The organism is Pseudoduganella sp. GW821-FHT12E03 (assembly GCF_058807115.1).
In genome coordinates this window covers 55,255-72,934 of the sequence record NZ_JBXAQJ010000014.1, presented here as the reverse complement: position 1 = coordinate 72,934, position 17,680 = coordinate 55,255, and the positions used below count along the sequence as shown (strand labels likewise).

General features: G+C 61.4%; 15 protein-coding genes and 1 pseudogene. 11 read left to right on the top strand and 5 right to left on the bottom strand.

What is annotated here, in order from left to right:
* Positions 1-82 precede the first annotated feature (82 nt).
* The 6 genes and pseudogenes from AC1RRC_RS28825 to AC1RRC_RS28800 all read left to right on the top strand — a co-directional run bounded on the left by AC1RRC_RS28825 (position 83) and on the right by AC1RRC_RS28800 (position 6,849).
* Positions 83-2,248: a cyanophycin synthetase gene (locus AC1RRC_RS28825; protein WP_493059098.1), complete on the top strand. Its 2,166-nt coding sequence runs from the start codon at positions 83-85 to the stop codon at positions 2,246-2,248.
* 25 nt (positions 2,249-2,273) lie between these two features.
* On the top strand, positions 2,274-4,853 hold the full coding sequence (gene cphA, locus AC1RRC_RS28820; protein ID WP_493059097.1) for a cyanophycin synthetase: 2,580 nt from the start codon (positions 2,274-2,276) through the stop codon (positions 4,851-4,853).
* 65 nt (positions 4,854-4,918) lie between these two features.
* Positions 4,919-5,500 carry a hypothetical protein gene (locus tag AC1RRC_RS28815; protein ID WP_493059096.1) on the top strand — a complete coding sequence of 194 codons (582 nt, stop codon included), beginning with the start codon at positions 4,919-4,921 and terminating at the stop codon, positions 5,498-5,500.
* Positions 5,501-5,512: 12 nt separating this feature from the next.
* Positions 5,513-5,947, top strand: coding sequence for an MmcQ/YjbR family DNA-binding protein (locus AC1RRC_RS28810; protein ID WP_493059095.1), 435 nt, complete (start codon positions 5,513-5,515; stop codon positions 5,945-5,947).
* Between the two features lie 109 nt (positions 5,948-6,056).
* Positions 6,057-6,245, top strand: a pseudogene (locus AC1RRC_RS28805) (GNAT family N-acetyltransferase); the annotation flags it as partial.
* Positions 6,246-6,258: 13 nt separating this feature from the next.
* Complete coding sequence (locus tag AC1RRC_RS28800; protein WP_493059094.1) at positions 6,259-6,849, top strand: hypothetical protein; 591 nt, start codon at positions 6,259-6,261, stop codon at positions 6,847-6,849.
* Between the two features lie 283 nt (positions 6,850-7,132).
* Here the strand turns inward: AC1RRC_RS28800 and AC1RRC_RS28795 are convergent, their stop codons facing one another.
* From AC1RRC_RS28795 to AC1RRC_RS28780, 4 genes are all read right to left on the bottom strand, one after another.
* Positions 7,133-7,513, bottom strand: coding sequence for an energy transducer TonB (locus AC1RRC_RS28795; protein WP_493059093.1), 381 nt, complete (start codon positions 7,511-7,513; stop codon positions 7,133-7,135).
* Positions 7,514-7,949: 436 nt separating this feature from the next.
* Positions 7,950-8,342, bottom strand: coding sequence for a VOC family protein (locus AC1RRC_RS28790; RefSeq protein ID WP_493059091.1), 393 nt, complete (start codon positions 8,340-8,342; stop codon positions 7,950-7,952).
* A gap of 94 nt (positions 8,343-8,436) precedes the next feature.
* A complete protein-coding gene (locus AC1RRC_RS28785) occupies positions 8,437-9,180 on the bottom strand; it encodes an SIMPL domain-containing protein (RefSeq protein WP_493059089.1) in 744 nt (247 codons plus the stop codon).
* Positions 9,181-9,252: 72 nt separating this feature from the next.
* Positions 9,253-10,344 (bottom strand): LacI family DNA-binding transcriptional regulator, encoded by a 1,092-nt coding sequence (locus AC1RRC_RS28780; RefSeq protein WP_493059087.1) that lies wholly within the window; start codon positions 10,342-10,344, stop codon positions 9,253-9,255.
* Between the two features lie 200 nt (positions 10,345-10,544).
* Here AC1RRC_RS28780 and AC1RRC_RS28775 point away from each other — a divergent pair, with 200 nt between their 5' ends.
* The 4 genes from AC1RRC_RS28775 (at position 10,545) to AC1RRC_RS28760 (ending at position 15,011) form a co-directional block, all read left to right on the top strand.
* Positions 10,545-11,801 carry an Hsp70 family protein gene (locus AC1RRC_RS28775; protein ID WP_493059086.1) on the top strand — a complete coding sequence of 419 codons (1,257 nt, stop codon included), beginning with the start codon at positions 10,545-10,547 and terminating at the stop codon, positions 11,799-11,801.
* The gene (locus AC1RRC_RS28770) at positions 11,801-12,424 is read left to right on the top strand and encodes a 3'-5' exonuclease (RefSeq protein ID WP_493059214.1); all 624 of its coding nucleotides are present in this window, start codon (positions 11,801-11,803) and stop codon (positions 12,422-12,424) included. Before AC1RRC_RS28775 ends, AC1RRC_RS28770 begins: the two co-directional genes overlap by 1 nt.
* 121 nt (positions 12,425-12,545) lie before the next feature.
* Positions 12,546-12,890 (top strand): hypothetical protein, encoded by a 345-nt coding sequence (locus AC1RRC_RS28765; protein WP_493059085.1) that lies wholly within the window; start codon positions 12,546-12,548, stop codon positions 12,888-12,890.
* A gap of 96 nt (positions 12,891-12,986) precedes the next feature.
* Positions 12,987-15,011: a TonB-dependent receptor gene (locus tag AC1RRC_RS28760; RefSeq protein WP_493059084.1), complete on the top strand. Its 2,025-nt coding sequence runs from the start codon at positions 12,987-12,989 to the stop codon at positions 15,009-15,011.
* Positions 15,012-15,032: 21 nt separating this feature from the next.
* On the opposite strand, the gene AC1RRC_RS28755 is transcribed toward AC1RRC_RS28760, so the two are convergent.
* Positions 15,033-16,787 (bottom strand): GGDEF domain-containing protein, encoded by a 1,755-nt coding sequence (locus AC1RRC_RS28755; RefSeq protein ID WP_493059083.1) that lies wholly within the window; start codon positions 16,785-16,787, stop codon positions 15,033-15,035.
* Positions 16,788-17,072: 285 nt separating this feature from the next.
* On the opposite strand from AC1RRC_RS28755, the gene AC1RRC_RS28750 reads away from it, so the two are divergent.
* Positions 17,073-17,672, top strand: coding sequence for a methylamine utilization protein (locus AC1RRC_RS28750; RefSeq protein ID WP_493059082.1), 600 nt, complete (start codon positions 17,073-17,075; stop codon positions 17,670-17,672).
* Positions 17,673-17,680 lie beyond the last annotated feature (8 nt).

The following is a 17,680-nucleotide window of genomic DNA, read 5'->3' as shown; positions in this document are numbered from 1 at the left end:
GCTATACATCATTTGACGTTATAAAGAAGAGGGCGGCCAGCTTTCGCGGAGTATACCCCGCGAGAGATACAAGAGCAAAAACATGACAAAGAAGAAAGACATAGAATTTCTCCGTGTAACACACCTGCGCGGACCCAATATCTGGACGTACCGCCCGGTCATCGAAGCCTGGCTGGATATCGGCGAGCTTGAAAACTTCCCCTCTGACAAAATCCCTGGCCTCTACGAGCGCCTGACGGCCTTGTTGCCGCACCTGATCGAGCACCGTTGCGGTGTGGGCGAACGGGGCGGCTTCCATGAACGCCTGCGCGAAGGTACGTACGCTGGCCACATCCTCGAGCACGTGGTGCTGGAACTGCAAAACCTGGCCGGCATGCGCACGGGTTTCGGCAAGACCCGCCAGACGTCCGAAGCCGGCGTCATCTACAAAATGGCTTTCCGCACCCGCCAGGAGCAAGTGGGCCGCGCCGCGCTGGTCGCCGGCCGCGAATTGCTGATGGCCGCCATCGAGGACCGCCCGTATGACGTGGCGGCCACCGTGGCAAAACTCACCGACATGGTGGAAAGCCTGTGCCTGGGCCCATCGACCAGCAATATCGTCGATGCCGCGACCGACCGCCGCATTCCATCGATCCGCCTGACCGACGGCAACCTGGTGCAGCTGGGCCATGGCGCCCGCCAGCGCCGCATCTGGACCGCTGAAACCGACGCCACCAGTGCGATTGCCGAAGGCATTGCCAGCGACAAGGACTTGACCAAGTCGCTGCTGGCGTCGGCCGGCGTGCCGGTGCCGGAAGGCGAACTGGTCACCAGTGAAGACGCCGCCTGGGAAGCGGCCGAAGACATTGGCGTGCCGGTGGTGGTGAAGCCGTACGACGGCAACCATGGCCGTGGCGTGACCCTGAACCTGGTCGAAGAACACGATGTGCGCGCGGCCTACAACCTGGCCGTGCAGCGCGGCGGCAGCCGCAACGTCATCGTGGAACGCTTCGTGCCCGGCAATGAACACCGCCTGCTGATCGTCGGCAAGCGCATGATTGCCGCCGCCATGGGTGAATCGCTGTGGGTGACCGGCGACGGCCAGCACAACATCCAACAACTGTGCGACACGCAGATCAATACCGATCCGCGCCGCGGCACCACGGAAGACAAACCACTGGGCCTGGTCGAGCCGCACAAGTCCGGAGAAATCATCCTGGAACTGCGCCGCCAGAACATGACGCACGAATCCGTGCCGCGCGCCGGCCAGCAAGTGCTGATCCAGCCGAACGGCAACGTCGCGGTGGACGTGACGGACCTGGTGCACCCCGACGTGGCGGAAATGGCGTCGCTGGCGGCCCGCGTGGTCGGCCTCGACATCGCCGGCATCGACCTGGTGGCGCAGGATATCTCCAAGCCGTTGGCCGAACAGGGTGGCGCGATCATCGAAGTCAATGCCAGCCCTGGCTTGCTGGCGCACTTGAAACCGGCCGAAGGATCGCAGCCCCGTCCTGTGGGCGCCGCGATCGTCGACCAGTTGTTTGCGCACGACGAAACCGGCCGCATTCCCGTGGTCGGCGTGGCTGGCGAGCGCCACTCGGTGCTGATCGCCAAGCTGACCGCGTGGCTGCTGCAAGTGTCCGGCAAGATGACGGGCCTGGGCTGCGAAGACGGTATTTACCTGAACGGCCGCAAAGTGCCGCGTGGTCCGTTGACGGCGTGGGATTCCAGCCAGCGCCTGCTGCTGAACCGCAACGTCGAAGCGGCGGTGTTCCACAACGGCAACCGCATGATCCTGTCGGAAGGCCTGGCCTACGACAAGTGCCTGGTCGGCGTCGTCACCGATACCGGCGGTCACGAAGACCTGGCGGAATTCTTCATCCGCGACGAAGACGACATGTACGGCGTGCTGCGCACCCAGGTCGACGTGGTGTTGCCGGAAGGCGCCGCCGTGCTCAACGCAAACGATCCGCGCGTGGTGGAAATGGCCGACCTGTCGGACGGCCTGGTGATCTTCTATGGCCTGGACGAGCACAATCCCGCCATCGTCGAGCACCGCCAGGATGGCGAGCGCGCCGTCTTCATGCGCAATAACGGTTTTGTCCTGGCTGCGGGCGCCAACGAAGTGGCGGTGCTGCCGCTGTCGTGCGTGCCGGCCAGCCAGAAGGGCAACGAAGAAGCCGTGCTGGCCGCCATCGGCGCCGGCTGGGCGCTGGGCCTCGAGCCAAGCCTGATTGCCGCCGCGCTGCGCACGTTCAAGGCCAACTGATAGACACCCCACACAGGACAAGGTAATGGAAGTTATTCGCATCCGCGCGCTGCGCGGTCCTAATCTTTGGAGTCACCACACGGCCATCGAAGCCATCGTCTCCTGCACGCCGGAAGAAGAGAACATCGATTTGCTGCCGGGGTTCGAAGTGCGCCTGCGCGCGCGCTTCGCGGGCATCTCGGCATTGCAGCCGATTGGCCACAACGATGCCGTGCCGCTGGCGCACGTGCTGGAAATGACGGCGCTGGGGCTGCAGGCCGAAGCCGGCTGCCCCGTGACTTTTTCCCGCACCACGCAGACGCTGGAAAAAGGCATCTACCAGATGGTGGTGGAATACACCGAGGAAGAAGTGGGCCGCCTGGCCGTGGATCTGGCCGAGCAGCTGATTAAATCCGCGCTGGACGACACGCCGTTCGACCTGGCCGATGCGCTGCACCGCCTGCGCGACCTGGATGAAGATGAGCGCCTGGGGCCGAGCACGGGCGCCATCGTGCACGCCGCCGTGGTGCGCAACATCCCGTTCAAGCGCATGACCAAGGGGTCGATGGTGATGTTCGGCTGGGGTTCGCGCCAGCGCCGCATCCAGGCCGCCGAGATGGATTCCACCGGCGCGATTGCCGAGACCATCGCGCAAGACAAGGAATTGACGAAAAAACTGCTGGACGCGGCCGGTGTGCCGGTGCCGCATGGCCGCTCGGTGGAAGACGAGGACGATGCGTGGAAAGCCGCCGTTGAAATCGGCGCGCCGGCCGTGCCGGTGGTGGTCAAGCCGAAAGACGGCAACCAGGGCAAGGGTGTCACCGTCAACGTCACCACGCGCGACCAGATCGGTAAAGCGTTTGCCGCCGCGCGCGAATTCCGCGACGACATCCTGGTCGAACGCTTCCTGCCGGGCCACGATTTCCGCCTGCTGGTGATCGGCAACAAGCTGATCGCCGCCGCGCGCCGCGATCCGCCCCACGTGGTCGGCGATGGCGTGCATTCGGTGCGTCAACTGGTGGAAACCGTCAACGCCGACCCGCGCCGTGGTTCCGGCCACGCGACGTCGCTGACGAAAATCCGTTTTGACGACATCGCGCTGGAACGCCTGTCGCTGCAAGGGTTGAATGCGGATTCCGTGCCGCCGCACGGCCAGCGCGTCATCCTGCGCAACAACGCCAACCTGTCGACCGGCGGTTCCGCCACCGACGTGACGGATGACGTGCACCCGGAAGTGGCTGCGCGCGCGGTCGAAGCGGCGCAAATGATCGGTCTCGATATTTGCGGCGTGGACGTGGTGTGCGACAGCGTGCTGCAGCCGATCGAAGCGCAATGCGGCGGCGTGGTGGAAGTCAACGCCGCGCCCGGCTTGCGCATGCACCTGTCGCCGTCGTACGGCAAGGGCCGCCCGGTCGGCGAAGCGATTATTTCCGCCATGTTCCCGGAAGGCGACGATGGCCGTATCCCGGTAGTGGCCGTGACCGGCACCAACGGCAAGACCACTACCGTGCGCCTGACCGCGCACCTGATGGCGGCGTCCGGCCTGCGGGTTGGCATGACCAATACCGACGGCGTCTACATCAACGGCCGCCGCACCGATAGCGGCGACTGCTCCGGCCCGCGTAGCGCGCGCAACGTGCTGCAGCATCCGGACGTCGACGCGGCCGTGTTTGAAACCGCGCGTGGCGGTGTGCTGCGCGAAGGCCTGGCGTTCGACCGCTGCAAGGTGGCGGTGGTGACCAATATTGGCGCGGGCGACCACCTGGGCCTGAACTACATCACCACCGTGGAAGACCTGGCGGTGCTGAAGCGCGTGATCGTGCAAAACGTGGACAAGAACGGCATCGCCGTGCTGAACGCGATCGATCCGATCGTGGCCGCCATGGCCGCCACGTGCCGTGGCAAGGTGACCTTCTTTGGCGCGGACCGCGAGCACCCGGTCATCGCCACCCACATCGCGCAGGGCCGCCGTACCGTGTACGTGGACGATGGCTGCCTGGTGGCGGTGGAAGGCAAGACCGAAGAGCGCATCGCGCTGGTTGACGTGCCAATCACGAAAAACGGCGCCATCGGCTTCCAGGTCGAGAACGTCATGGCGTCCGTGGCTGCGGCCTGGGGCGCGGGCATCGACTGGGCGTCGATCCGCAAAGGCCTGTCCACGTTCGACAACGACTCGTCCAATGCGCCGGGCCGTTTCAACATGTTCGACTTCCGTGGCGCGACCGTGATCGCCGACTATGGCCACAATCCGGACGCCATGCTGGCGCTGGTGCAGGCGGTTGACGCCTTGCCGGCCAAGCGCCGCTCGGTGGTAATCTCGGGCGCGGGCGACCGCCGCGATGAAGACATCCGCCAGCAAACGGAAATCCTGGGCCGCGCGTTCGACGACGTGGTGCTGTACCAGGATGCCTGCCAGCGCGGCCGTGAAGACGGCGAAGTGGTGGGCCTGCTGCGCGAAGGCTTGAACGGCGCGCCACGCACCACCCATATCGATGAAATCAATGGCGAGTTCATCGCCATCGATACCGCGATGAACCGCTTGCAGCCGGGCGACCTGTGCCTGGTGCTGGTGGATCAGGTGGAAGAATCGCTGGCGCATATTGCCAAGCGGGTGGCGGAAGGCTGATTGCCTTTGTTGCTGTATTGAAGAAGACCCGCTGCGTGCGGGTCTTTTTGTATCGGAGGAGCGGGATGGTTTTTCGGAAATTGATTGTGGCTTGCTGCGGCGTGTTGGTAACGGCTGGTGCGCTCGCCGACATGCCTTCCACTCAGCGTATTCGTAATGAGCGGATCGTTGCGTACGGAGACACGACAATCACACAGATTTTCGACTCGACACGCGACCCCATGGGGCCGGACTTCATACTCAAAGTGACTTACAAAGGTGAGCTCAAGTTGCTGTTGAATCAGGTCCAGTTTCAGGATATACAAGCCTCTCCCGACCATAGTTTGTTTGTCGGCTTGTCGAATAGCGGCTGGCCAGGCAGTGCGGTGATCATTTTCAACAGGGAAGGCAACGTTCTGCTGCAAGCGCACCATGGCACGACAGAGCTTGAATATTGCGCGCAAACGCCGACGATGCTGAAGCAATGGTACGACGACGAGAAGCCGGAAGTGCGGTTTCCTGATTGGCGCCAGAAATTTAGCGGCGAAGTGCCGGGCATTACGTTGAGGGACTGCCGTGGGAATACGGTCGATTTGCTTGAAATGATCAGGAAAGGCAACGCTGCCGGCTACCGCTCGTTGCGTATGAATATGCTGTTTTCGTTTTAACGGACCGAGACTGTGAATGTTGATCAACTAAAGGACTTCCTGCGTGCATTCCCCGGTGCGGCTGAAGTGTTGCATGGCCCACCCAGCAATATCCTCACGTACAAGGTGGGCGACAAGACTTTTGCCTATTTCAAAACCAGCGACCCGGAACGCTGGCGTTTCAGCTTCCGCGCGACACCGGACCGGTTCCTGGAATTGACCGGCATGCCGGGCGTGAAGCCGGCGCGTTATATGGGGCGCTTTCACTGGGTGACGATCGTGCGCGTGGCGCAGTTCCAGGAAGATTATTTGCAGGAACTGGTGCAGTGGTCGTATGACAAGGCGTTGTCGCAGTTGAGCAAGGCAAGGCAGCGCGAATTGGCTGCGGCGGCTTCGGTCGAAGTAGACGCGTTCCCGGCCAGCCGTGGCGGCATGCAGAGACCACGACATCGAGGAGACGCTAAATGACAGTCCGGCACTATACGGGGAAGGACTTTCCGGCAATTTGCCGCATCTACGCCGATGCCAAGCGGGACGAACTCAGGTTCGAAAGCCATGCTGTTGACGTGAGGGAACAGGGCAGGCACTGCTGGATGCGGTGTTGGCAAGTGAAACAGGGACCGCGTCGCTGAACGTCGCGAAATCCAATGTCAATGCAGCGAGATTTTATCAGCGCAATGGGTTCGTCGTTGTGGGTGAGGCATTGAGGCGGTACGCCGGGCTGGAAGTCATGTATATAAATATGGCCACACCTGATTCGAAGTAGATGGGGTTTGCCTATGTGGATGAAGATCGTTTATGTGCTCGATGGTTTGGCGTTGCTGATGGCGGCGGCGCCATGGCTGGCGGTTCGGCCGGTGGGCGTTACTGAGCGGGCGCTGGACCATGTACGTTTTGCGGCCGTTGGCTTGGCGTTGATGGTGCTGGCAAGCGTGCTGGAATGGTCGCTTGCGTTTCATTGGCTTAATCTTGCGCTGTGCGGGCTGGCCTTGCTGTGTGCGGCCCGGCTGGCGGTGTTTTGCCTGCAAGTGACGCAACGGTTGCCGTGGCTGCCCATTGGCGTGCTGGGGCTGGTGGGCGTCCTCGCTTATGCGGTGGGCGGTTCGCTGGCGGTGGTCTACGAAGGCCGCGTGATCGAAGTGGCGGCAGCGGAAGGGCGGGTGTGCCGCTGGTCGATGTATGGCTTTGTGACCGGCGACTCCGGTAATGTGCTGGAAGTGTACCGGCGCTATGGCGTGGTTGACGTGCCGCTGGCCCGGATAGTTCTGTCCGACGTGTCACCGGACGACAATGTGGTGCCGCCGGCCGCGTTGCAAAACGCGGTCGGCGAATGCGACAGCAAGGTGAATGCCGTACTGCGCGAAGGGTAGCCTTTGGTTTTACGATAGTGGCGGCATGCTGCACACTGGAATGCTGATCAGCGCATTGATACTTTCAAGGCTCGGCCGTTTCAATTCACGCCAGTTGACGATTGTGCGCGTGGCGCAGTTTCAGGAAGGCTACTTGCGGGAACTGGTGTAGTGGTTTTATGACAAGGCCTTGTCGCAGTTGAGCAAGGCGAAGCAGCGTGAAGTGGCGGCGTCCGCATCCGCTGGTATTGGCAGGCTCCCGGAAACCCGGGGTGGCGCGCAGCGGCCAAAACATGCGGGGAGTCTAGCTATTCGCTTTAAGCGAATAGACGAAAATCGCTTTGCACCCTGACTTGATGAATCCGGTCGTGAACTTTGAACGCTTGATGCTATCCAGCGATGCCTTGTCAAAGACTTGCTGAGGTGCGGACGCCGCTATGTCGGCGTTGAGCGCCCGTCCGCTGCCATCCAAATCATAGCGGACAACAGCCCAGCCGACCGCGCCGGAGCGCAGCGCATCCTTAGGCCAGATTGGCATGGCTCTATTGATAACCGCATCACGGCATTGCTCACCCGCTTCGAGCACGGGGGCTTTGTTTGGATCCAACGCGGCGGAGATGTCGGAAGCTCCAGCGGAACCTGTCGCGCAGCAAGCGGCAATTACGGCGATGAAAATACGGTGCATCTATTGCATCCTGTGTAAATGGGGAATCGGATAAAGATCCGGAGTCGGGGCCAGGGCGTGTCCGAGCGATTTTTTGGTCGAATCCCGCCGAAGCTGGCCAGGATAGCATCTTGCCAAATTGGAAAGCTCACAGATTGTCACGCATCGGCTGATGCGACCCTTGAAGCGGCAATTTGCCATTGCCTGCAGCGTCCACGAGGGGATGTGAAATGAACCCAAGGTCTAGTTCAGTCTATTCCGGGCCATCGGGAACTAGTTTGGATGAAAATCAGCAGGCTCGGGTCGAGAATCGTCTATTAACTCAAGGCGGAAGTCTAAATTAGTCCAGCGCGACCGGGTAAAGCGCTAAAGCGAACCCGGTTTTATTTCCTCAGTTTAAATCTTAGACGCTTCCCGACAAATGCCTGGCCCATCAGGCCGGGCACGGCTCAGAGTTTCACTTCGGCCGATAAATCGCGCACAGCTTGTTACCATCCGGATCGCGCACATAGGCCAGATACATCGCCCCCAAACTACCGTCGCGCAGGCCCGGCGGCTCTTCGCAGGTGGTGCCGCCATGGGCGATCGCGACATCGTGGAATTGCTGCACTTGCTCCGGCGAATTGCACTTGAAACCAATGGTGCCGCCATTGGCGCAGGTGGCTTCTGCACCGTTGATGGGTTCAGTGACGCCGAAGCTGGCGCCGTCGTGCCGGTAAAAGAGGCGGGTTTGGCCGGTGGGTGCCTGGTTGCGGAACGGTTCACCGGCACCGAGCAGGCCCAGCAGTGCGTCGTAAAAGCGTTTCGAGCGTTCGATATCCTTCGATCCCACCATGACATGACTGAACATTCCGGGTTTCCTTAGCGTGAATTGGTTTGATTGCCGGATGGCGGTGCCAATATAGCATTCCCAGGCAAGAAAACCGAAGTCTCCCTGCCGACCGTTACTGCTTGATTTTGAAAATCATATCGACGGTCTTCGCCATTCTCAACACCTGCACCATCAGCAATTCCGAGCGGTCCTGTGCCGGCCGTTTGCCTTTGCCTTCGGCGTAGTAGCGGTCAGGCGGCACCAGGCCGACTGCGCGGGTGACGTTCTTTAGTTCGTTGGAGGAAATGCCGGCGACGGCGCCGATTTTCCTGCCAAATCCGGAGGCCATCGTAGCCGCCTTGTCCTGAGCATCCTGTACAGCTTGCACCATCAGCTCCCGTTCGACCTGCTTGCGTTCCGTGGTGCCGAACGTGGTGGCGAACGCATCAAGGTTGGGTTTGACGATCAGCGGCTCCATCAGCGCGCGCCATTTGGTGAGGTCGCGTACCTTGATGTGGACCGAGCACTTGATGTCGTATTCCGGCGCGGATGGATCGGCGCCCTTGCGCATTTCACGGCGCAAATCGCTGAAGGTGATATCGCCTTCGGCCAGGCCGTTTTCCGCCATCAGTTGCTGGATTTCCGTGATGCGCTGCTGGACCAGCGCGACAGCCGCTTCCGGCGCCGCATTGAACGCGGAAATTTCAAAATCGATTTCACCCAGGTTGGGTGCAACAGACACGTACGCTTCGCCGCTGGCATGAATGAACGGGTAATCAGGCAGGGCGGATGCGGCCATGGCGGGGGAAGTGGTCGCGGCCAGTGTGGCGGCTACGGCGACGGCACGCAGCGGGACGGCAAAGATAGACTTCAGCAAGAACATTCTCCAGTTAAAATTGCTTTTTTAATAAAAAAGACTTTAACTAAAGACAATCTTTCTGTCAAACAATTAGGCCGCCAGCGACACGCTCGGCAACGCCGTCAGCCGCGCCGTTGCCCCTTCAATGAATTGCGACGCGAACATCCGCTTTTCGACTTCGCCGTCACCGAGTTCAATCAGGTTGTGCAGCAATTCCGCCGCGGCCGCCGCCATTTTCTGGATCGGCTGGCGCAAGGTGGTGAGGTTGTAGCTGAGCCAGTTCGATGGCTCCACCGCGTCGAAGCCCGCCACCGACAACTGGGCCGGGACCGACAGGCCCAGTTCATGGCGCGCATAGTCGAGACAGCCGATGGCCATCACGTCGCTGCCGCAAATCACGGCGTCCGGCACGTGGCCTAAACGGGAAATGATGTCGCGCAGGCCACGGGCGCCGCTGGCGTAATCGAAGTGGCCGCGCACGATGACAGGCGCCGGCAAGCCCAGTTCGGCGAGTTTGTCGGCAGCGCCACGGCGCCGTTCGCTGCCAACGATGTTGTCTTCCGGACCATCGATGATGGCGATATTCCGGTGCCCGGCCGTGGCCAGACGGGCCACCAGCGTGTGGCCGGCTTCGTAGTGGTCGCACGCCACCGTATTGACGGCCTGGCCGCGCAAGCCCCGGTTGAACACCACCAAAGGCATGCGGCGGCGTTCGAATTCGGCGACTTGTTCATCGGTGAGGGTGGCGGCGGCAATCACGCCATCGACCTGGTATTGCCAGACGTCGTTCAAGACCGCGCCGATATCGGTTTCGCGCTGCAGGGTGAACAGCAGCACGCGCTTGCCACGGCGGCCGATGTGCTGGCTCAGTTCCGACAGGGCTTCCGGATAGGCCAGGTTGGCCATATTGGAAATAATGACCGCCACCATGTTGGTGCGGCGGGTGATCAGGCTGCGCGCGGCGGCGTTCGGGATGTAATCGAGCGCGGCGGCGGCTTTCATGACGCGGGCGTACGTGGCTTTCGAGACGCTGGCGCCTGGCTTGAAGCAGCGCGATACGGCCGATTGCGACACACCCGCCACCAGCGCCACGTCATACGACGTGACCCTGCGGTTTTCTTTCTGGATTGCTGCTTTGTGCTCGGCAAGGCTCAGCGCAGGCGTGGATTGCTTAGTTCTCATCGTCTTTAAAGGGCCATGCCAGCAAGCATGAAAATAGTTGAGTTCGAGGATAGCTCACTGTCTTACCCGAAGGCAATAGTTTGCACCTAAATGAACTAAAAATGTAGCAAATTGACGCGTGGAAACTACTAACTGGCAAGCAGCGTTTTTTGCTGCTATTCCTGTTATAATTTCGCCCCTTTTGTTCGGAGGTAGTAGGCATGGCCACAGCTTGCGGCGTTGATTTCGGCACGTCCAATTCCACGGTAGGCTGGGTGCGTCCAGGCCACCCCACCATGCTGTCGCTGGAAGATGGCAAAGTCACCTTGCCCTCGGTCGTGTTTTTCAACGCCGACGACGATACTACCAGCTACGGCCGGGCCGCGCTGACCGAGTACCTGGCGGGTTATGAAGGCCGCCTGATGCGGTCCATGAAGAGTTTATTGGGTACCTCGCTGATCGATGGCCAAACCGAAGTGGCGGGCCGCGCGCTGCCATTCCGCGTGCTGCTGCAGCAATTCATCGGCGAGTTGAAACGCCGCGCCGAACAGCAGGCCGGACGCCAATTGACGTCGGCCGTGTTTGGCCGCCCGGTGCACTTCATTGACGACAATGAGGACAATGACCGGCTGGCGGAACAGACCTTGGGCGACATCGCCCGCGCCGTGGGATTCAAGGACATCGCGTTCCAGTACGAACCGATCGCCGCCGCGTTTGACTACGAATCGCAGATCGACCGCGAAGAACTGGTCTTGATCGCCGACATCGGCGGCGGTACCTCCGACTTTTCGCTGGTGCGCCTGGCGCCGGAGCGGATGGCCAAGGCCGACCGCCGCGACGATATCCTGGCCACCGGCGGTGTGCACATCGGCGGCACGGATTTCGACAAGTACCTGAGTTTATCCAGCGTGATGCCGCTGCTGGGCCTCGGTACGCAGCTGAACGGCGGCGCGGAAGTGCCATCGAGCTACTTCTTCAACCTGGCCACCTGGCACACCATCAACCAAGCCTACACCAAGAAAATGCACACCCAGCTGGTGGAATTGCTGCGCGACTCGCGCGAGCCGGAAAAACTGGGGCGCCTGCAAAACCTGATCGAAGAACGCGCCGGCCACTGGCTGGCGATGCAAGTCGAAGAAGGCAAGATCGCGCTGTCCGGCGCGCACGATGTGCAGCTGCACCTGGACCGCCTGATTCCACCGGTACACGTCGACTTGACGCGCGCCGGGTTCGATGGCGCCATTGGCCACCTGGTCGGTTCGGTGGAGCAGACCGTGCACTCGATGCTGCGCGACGCCGGTGTGGCTCCCGACGCGGTGGACACCGTGTTCTTCACCGGGGGCTCGTCCGGCGTGCATTCACTGCGCGAACGCATCGCCGCCGTGGTGCCGTCGGCACGCCGCGTGGAGGGCGATTTGTTCGGCAGTATCGGCGCCGGCCTGGCGCTGGACGCTGTCCGAAAATTTGGAGGCGCATGATGGCGGTCTACAGCAAACCCATCGTCATGCTCGACTTCGAGACCACCGGCCTGTCGCCGGACAATGGCGACCGCATCACCGAAGTGGCGGCCTTGCGCATTGAAGATGGCCGCATCACGGACCGCTACGTATCGCTGGTCAATTGCGGGGTGCGCATTCCCTCGTTTATTACCGGCCTGACGGGCATCACGCAGCAAATGGTGGACAGCGCGCCGCCGGCCAGTGAAGTGGTGCCGCAACTGGTGGAATTCATCGGCGGCGATACGCTGTCGGCGCACAACGCCAGCTTCGACGAAAAGTTTCTCAATGCGGAAAGCGCCCGTTGCGGGCTGGCGACGCGGCATCTTGGGCCGGTATGCTCGCTGAAACTCGCGCGCCGCGTGTTCCCTGAGCTGGGCAGCTATAAACTGGGCACCTTGTCCGGCAGCCTGGGCATCCGCTTCAAAGGCACGGCCCACCGGGCCGAGTCCGACGCGGAAGTGGCGGCGCAAGTGCTGCTGCATATCGCCCGCCACCTTGGCCAGCGTTACGGCTACACGGAAGTGACGCCGGAATTGCTGATGTCGGTGAACAAACTGGCGGCGGCCAAGGTGCATGCGTTCCTCGGCAAGGCCGCCCCATAAGCCGCCCGGTTTGCCAAATTGATACATGGCGTTACGCGTCCGTTTAAAAAATGCTTGGCAAACGTAACGGACTGATTACAATACGGCCATTCAGTTATATAAGCCATACAAGCTTCGTGCTGTGATCCTTAAACGCCAAATCGCCTACGCCTTGCTGTCGCTGCTGCTGGTCTTGTCCCAGCAGCTGGGGATGGCGCATGCGATTTCGCACTGGTCGGATGTCCGCCAGTCCGGCGAGGTGGTACAACAGATCGATGCGGAAAAGGGCGGCAGTGCCGGCCTTGCGCTCGACCACAATTGCAGCCAGTGCGCCGCGTTTGCGCAACTGGCGTCCGCGCTTCCCACGCAAGATTATTTATTCCCCGCCGTCGCCTACAGCGCGCCGGCCGTCGCAATCGCGACCGCGCAACCGCAACGGGCGCCATCCGCGCGCCCCTACGACTCGCGCGCACCACCCCTGGCCTGACCACGACGCCGTACCCAGAGTACTTACTTGCCGCACCTGGCCGATGCCTTGTGCCGCTTATCGTTTGTCGTAGTTGGTCGTATCCAGAGGTTATCCATGAATTGCAAGCACTCCGTGCTGGCAGGCGCTGTCCTGTCGGCTGTATCCGCATTGTCCAACGCCCACACCGGTGAGGTCACCACGGTGATCGTCACCGCCAATCCCTTCCATAAAGGGGAAACCGAACAAATCCTGCTGCCCGCGAAAGTACTGGCGGGCGACGAATTGCGCGACAAGCTCGGCAACTCGCTGGGCGAGACCTTGTCGTCCGAACTGGGCGTGTCGTCGTCGGCGTTTGGCGCCGGTTCGTCGCGCCCCATCATCCGCGGGCTGGAAGGTGCGCGCGTCAAGATGCTGGAAAACGGCATGGCGGTGTCGGACGTGTCCGGCCTGTCGAACGACCACGCGGTGTCGGCCGATGGCGCGGTGGCGCGCCAGATCGAGATCCTGCGCGGCCCCGCTTCACTGCTGTATGGCTCGGGCGCCATCGGCGGCCTGGTCAACGTGGTCAATGAGCGCATTCCCGCCGCGCTGGAAGCGAAACTCACGGGCCAGGCCGAAGCGCGTTACAGTTCGGTGGACCGGGGCAATGCGCAATCGGGCACCATCGATGGCGCGGCCGGCAAGCTGGCGCTGCACGTGGACGCCAACCGCCGTGAGACCGGCGATTATCGATTCCCCGGCAACCGCATCGCCGGCGACGCGACGTCGGCCTCCGGTCGCCTGCCCAATTCCGCGACCCGCGAAAAGGGCGCGGGCTTTGGTGGTTCGTACATCGAGAGCTGGGGTTATGTGGGGGCGTCGGTGTCCGGCATGAACAACCGTTATGGCGTGCCGAGCGACGAGGGGTCGTCGATCGACCAGCACCAGACCCGCTACGATGTCGACAGTTCGTTCAAGCAGATCCTGCCCGGCATCGAATCGGCCCGCTTCAAGGCCGGCTACACTAATTACCGTCACGCGGAACTGGACCAGGCCGGCCTGCCGGAAGTGCAGTTCAAGAACCGCGCGCTGGAAACCCGCGCGGAACTGGTACACCAGGCTATCAATGGCTGGCATGGCACCTTTGGCGTCCAGACCGAACTGACGCATTTTTCCGCCACCGGCGTGGAACCAGAGGAAGAACACGAAGAAGAGGATGGCCACGAAGGTCATCATCACGGCCATGACACCGTGCCCGCCACGCGTTCACAATCCACGGCCGCGTTCTGGGTCGAGGAAAAAGAATGGGGGCCGGTGCGCGTCAACGCCGGCTTGCGCACCGAGCGCGTCACGCGCGAACCCATCACCGGGCAAGAGCGTTCATTCTCGCTGCAGTCCGGCGCCCTGGGCGCGCTCTGGGCGTTCACACCCGGCTATGGCGCTGGTCTCACCGTGTCGCGCGCCCAGCGTGCGCCGTCCACGGAAGAACTGTATTCCGCCGGCCCGCACCACGCCACCATCACGTTCGACCTGGGCAACCCGGACTTGCGCAAGGAAACTTCGCGCAACGTCGAACTGTCGGTGCAAAAGACCGCTGGCAAAATCCGCTGGAAAGCCAACGTCTTCCACAACAGTATTTCTGATTTCATTTATGGCCATGTCACCGGCCGCACTGTGGATGAGGAAGGGCAAGCGGGCGACGAATTGCGTGAACGGGTCTTCAGCCAGGGCGATGCCACGGTGCGCGGCGTGGAAGGGGAGATTGAATACAACCCGCATGCGCAGGGGATCAATGGCCGCCTGTTTGCCGACATGTCGCGTGGCGAACTGAAAGGCGCGGGCAGCCTGCCGCTGCAGCCGGCCACCCGCTTTGGCGCCACCATTGGCTATCGCGGCGGCAACTGGCGCTTTGGTGCCACGTGGATCCACGCGCAGGCGCAAGTCCGGCTGGCGTCATTCGAAACCACGCCGACCGGGGCGTACAACCAGGTCAACGCCAATCTGTCGTATAACCAAAAGCTGCAGGACATGGATTTGACCTGGTTTGTGCTGGCGAAAAACCTGCTCAACGATGAAATCCGTGTCTCGACGTCGCTGTTGAAGGATATTTCGCCGCTGCCAGGGCGTAGCGTGGCGTTTGGCGTGCGGGCGAAATTCTAAGCGCGGGATCGGCGCCTGGTCTTATGCCTGGCGCCGGTCGACAAACAGGCTGTTGCCGTGGATTTTCTTGGCCTGTTTTTTCGCGTCGGACGCCAGCGCGGCAATCTGGTGGTGCGAATAAAACTGGCGCGGGTCGACCCGGATCGATCCCAGCGACAGGCTCATCAGTGAATAAAATACTTTCTTGCCCTGCCGGTCTTCACTGATGTAGCCGCCCCGTTCGCGGTCTTCCAGGCTGTAAAACTCCATCACGCACTGGGCGAAATCGTCCAGGATGCCACGGCAGCGGCTTTCCCAGTCTTCGCTCTGGAACAGGATCATGAAATCGTCGCCGCCGATATGGCCGACGAAATCCCGGTCCGGATCGCAGTGCGCCGTCAGGATGCGGCCCGTCATCTGGATCACGTCGTCGCCGCGGCGGTAGCCATACACGTCGTTGAATGGCTTGAAGTGATCGAGGTCGCAATAGCAGACCCAGAACCGCGTGCCGCTTTCCAGCAGGCGGTCGATATGTTCGTTGATCGGCACATTGCCCGGCAATTGCGTCAGCGGATTGGCATAGCGCGCCGCGTTGATTTGCATTTGCGTGATTTCCCGCATCAAATCGTGGCCGGTGCCCATGCCGATGTAGCGTCCCTGTGCCGTGATGATGAAACCGTTGAACAGGTGGTGGGCGTCCGACTCCGCCATGCGGCAGGATAATTCCTGCAAGCTGGTGCCCTTGTCGGCAATCAGCGGCTTGCCATCCATGAACTGGCGGCACGATTTGCGGCCATACAGTTCGCGCTGATACGGGCGGGCAAAGTGGTCGATCATCGCAAACCGGGTGATCAGGCCGCGCGGCACGCCGTCATCGACCACCGGGATGATCATCAGCTTCGTGTCTTGCATGAAGATGTCGTAGACATCGTTATTGTTCATACTGGAAGGGATGGCGGCGACTTCGGTCAGTAACTTTTCAATCGTCACGTTATGGTGCTCCGTACTGCGCTGCGGGTAGACCGCAACGCCGTTGCGCGACAGGGCTTTTGCCACTTCGGCAGGCAGTGCGCGCGCAGGCGCCGCGTGCGGGCGGCCCAGGTGGTAGCCCTGGCCATAGGTGACGCCGAGGTCGCGCAGCACCAGCAGTTCAGCCTGCGCTTCGATGCCTTCGGCAATCACCAGCGTGTCGGATTTGTCGGCGATTTCCTGGATCGAGCGCACGAACTGCAATTTCACCGGATCCTGGTTGATGCCCTGGATGAAGTGCATGTCGATTTTGACGTATTCCGGACGCAGCTCGGACCACAGGCGCAGGCTGGAAAAGCCTTCGCCCAGGTCATCGATGGCGATCTGGAAGCCGAGGTTGCGGTAATGCAGCACCGCTTCGCGCATCAAGTCATAGTTATAGGTCGGCTGGTTTTCCGTCAGCTCGATGATCACGCGTTCCGGATTGATCCCGGTTTGTTCGATGAATTGCAGCGTTTCGCCATGCGCGTCGTCGCGTTGCAGCAGCAGGCATTCGGGGCTGACGTTGAGGAACAGTTTGCCGGGCAAGTTCAGCTCCGCAAAACGTTCCAGCACCACGTGCCGGCACAGGTGCTCGACTTCCAGCGCCAGGTTGCAGGCCCGCGCCGCCTTGAACAGGTTCAATGGCGAATGCAGCGGGCTGTCGGACGGACCACGGATCAAGCCTTCATACGCAATGATGGCGCCGCCCTGCAAGTGGGCGATGGGCTGGAACAGCGCCGTCAATTGGCGGCGTTCGATAATATCGAGTAACTGAGCGCGCAGCATGGGGTCAAGTTCCGGCTTGGCGTCGGGTGGAAGGGCCGGCGAAGCCGGGCGGCGCAGGTAGGCCACGTTGTTCACAATATGAAACTTATTAATTGAAAGACCATTCCATATTAGTGCGCCAATATGACAACTTGATGAACTGGGGAAACAGATGAGCGGCATCATGGTGTAAAGGGCTAGGGCGAAATTTGCTCTGGGGCTACAATAGAACGTCTGAACATTGCCACCGCGCGCATGCCCATGATTCGATTCCGCCCCGCAGGATTTCGCCACACCGCTGTTTTCATGATGCTGGCTGCCGCCAGCGCGTTATCCAGCGCGTCCGGGGTGGCGGTGCAAGTGTCGGACGCGGCGGGCAATCCACTGCCTGATACGGTGGTGTATGTCGAGGCGGAAGGGGGCGCCGCGCTGCCCAAGGCGTCGAAGGGTGCGGAAATCGAGCAAAAGGGCTTGAAGTTCCTGCCACTGGTGACCGTCGTACAGGTGGGCAGCCGGATCGAGTTCCCGAATAACGACAAGGTGCGGCACCACATTTACTCGTTCTCAGCCGCGCACAAATTCGACCAGAAGCTGTATTCCGGCACCAGCGCGTCGCCGCAGATTTTTGACAAGCCCGGCATCGTGGTCCTCGGTTGCAATATCCACGACAAGATGGTGGCGTATATCCGCGTGGTCGAAACGCCGTATTACGGCAAGACCGACAGCGCCGGTGTGGTGCGTATCGAAGTGCCGGCCGGCGGCAAGTATGTGCTCAAAGTGTGGCATTACAACATGGCCGGTGGTCAGCCGCAGGAGCAGGCGCTGGCGGTGAAAGCCGGGGATGTGCTGTCCACGGCGACGTTCAGGCTGGCGCTGAAACCGCCGGCGGCGGAAGCGGCGTTGTAGGCCCGGCC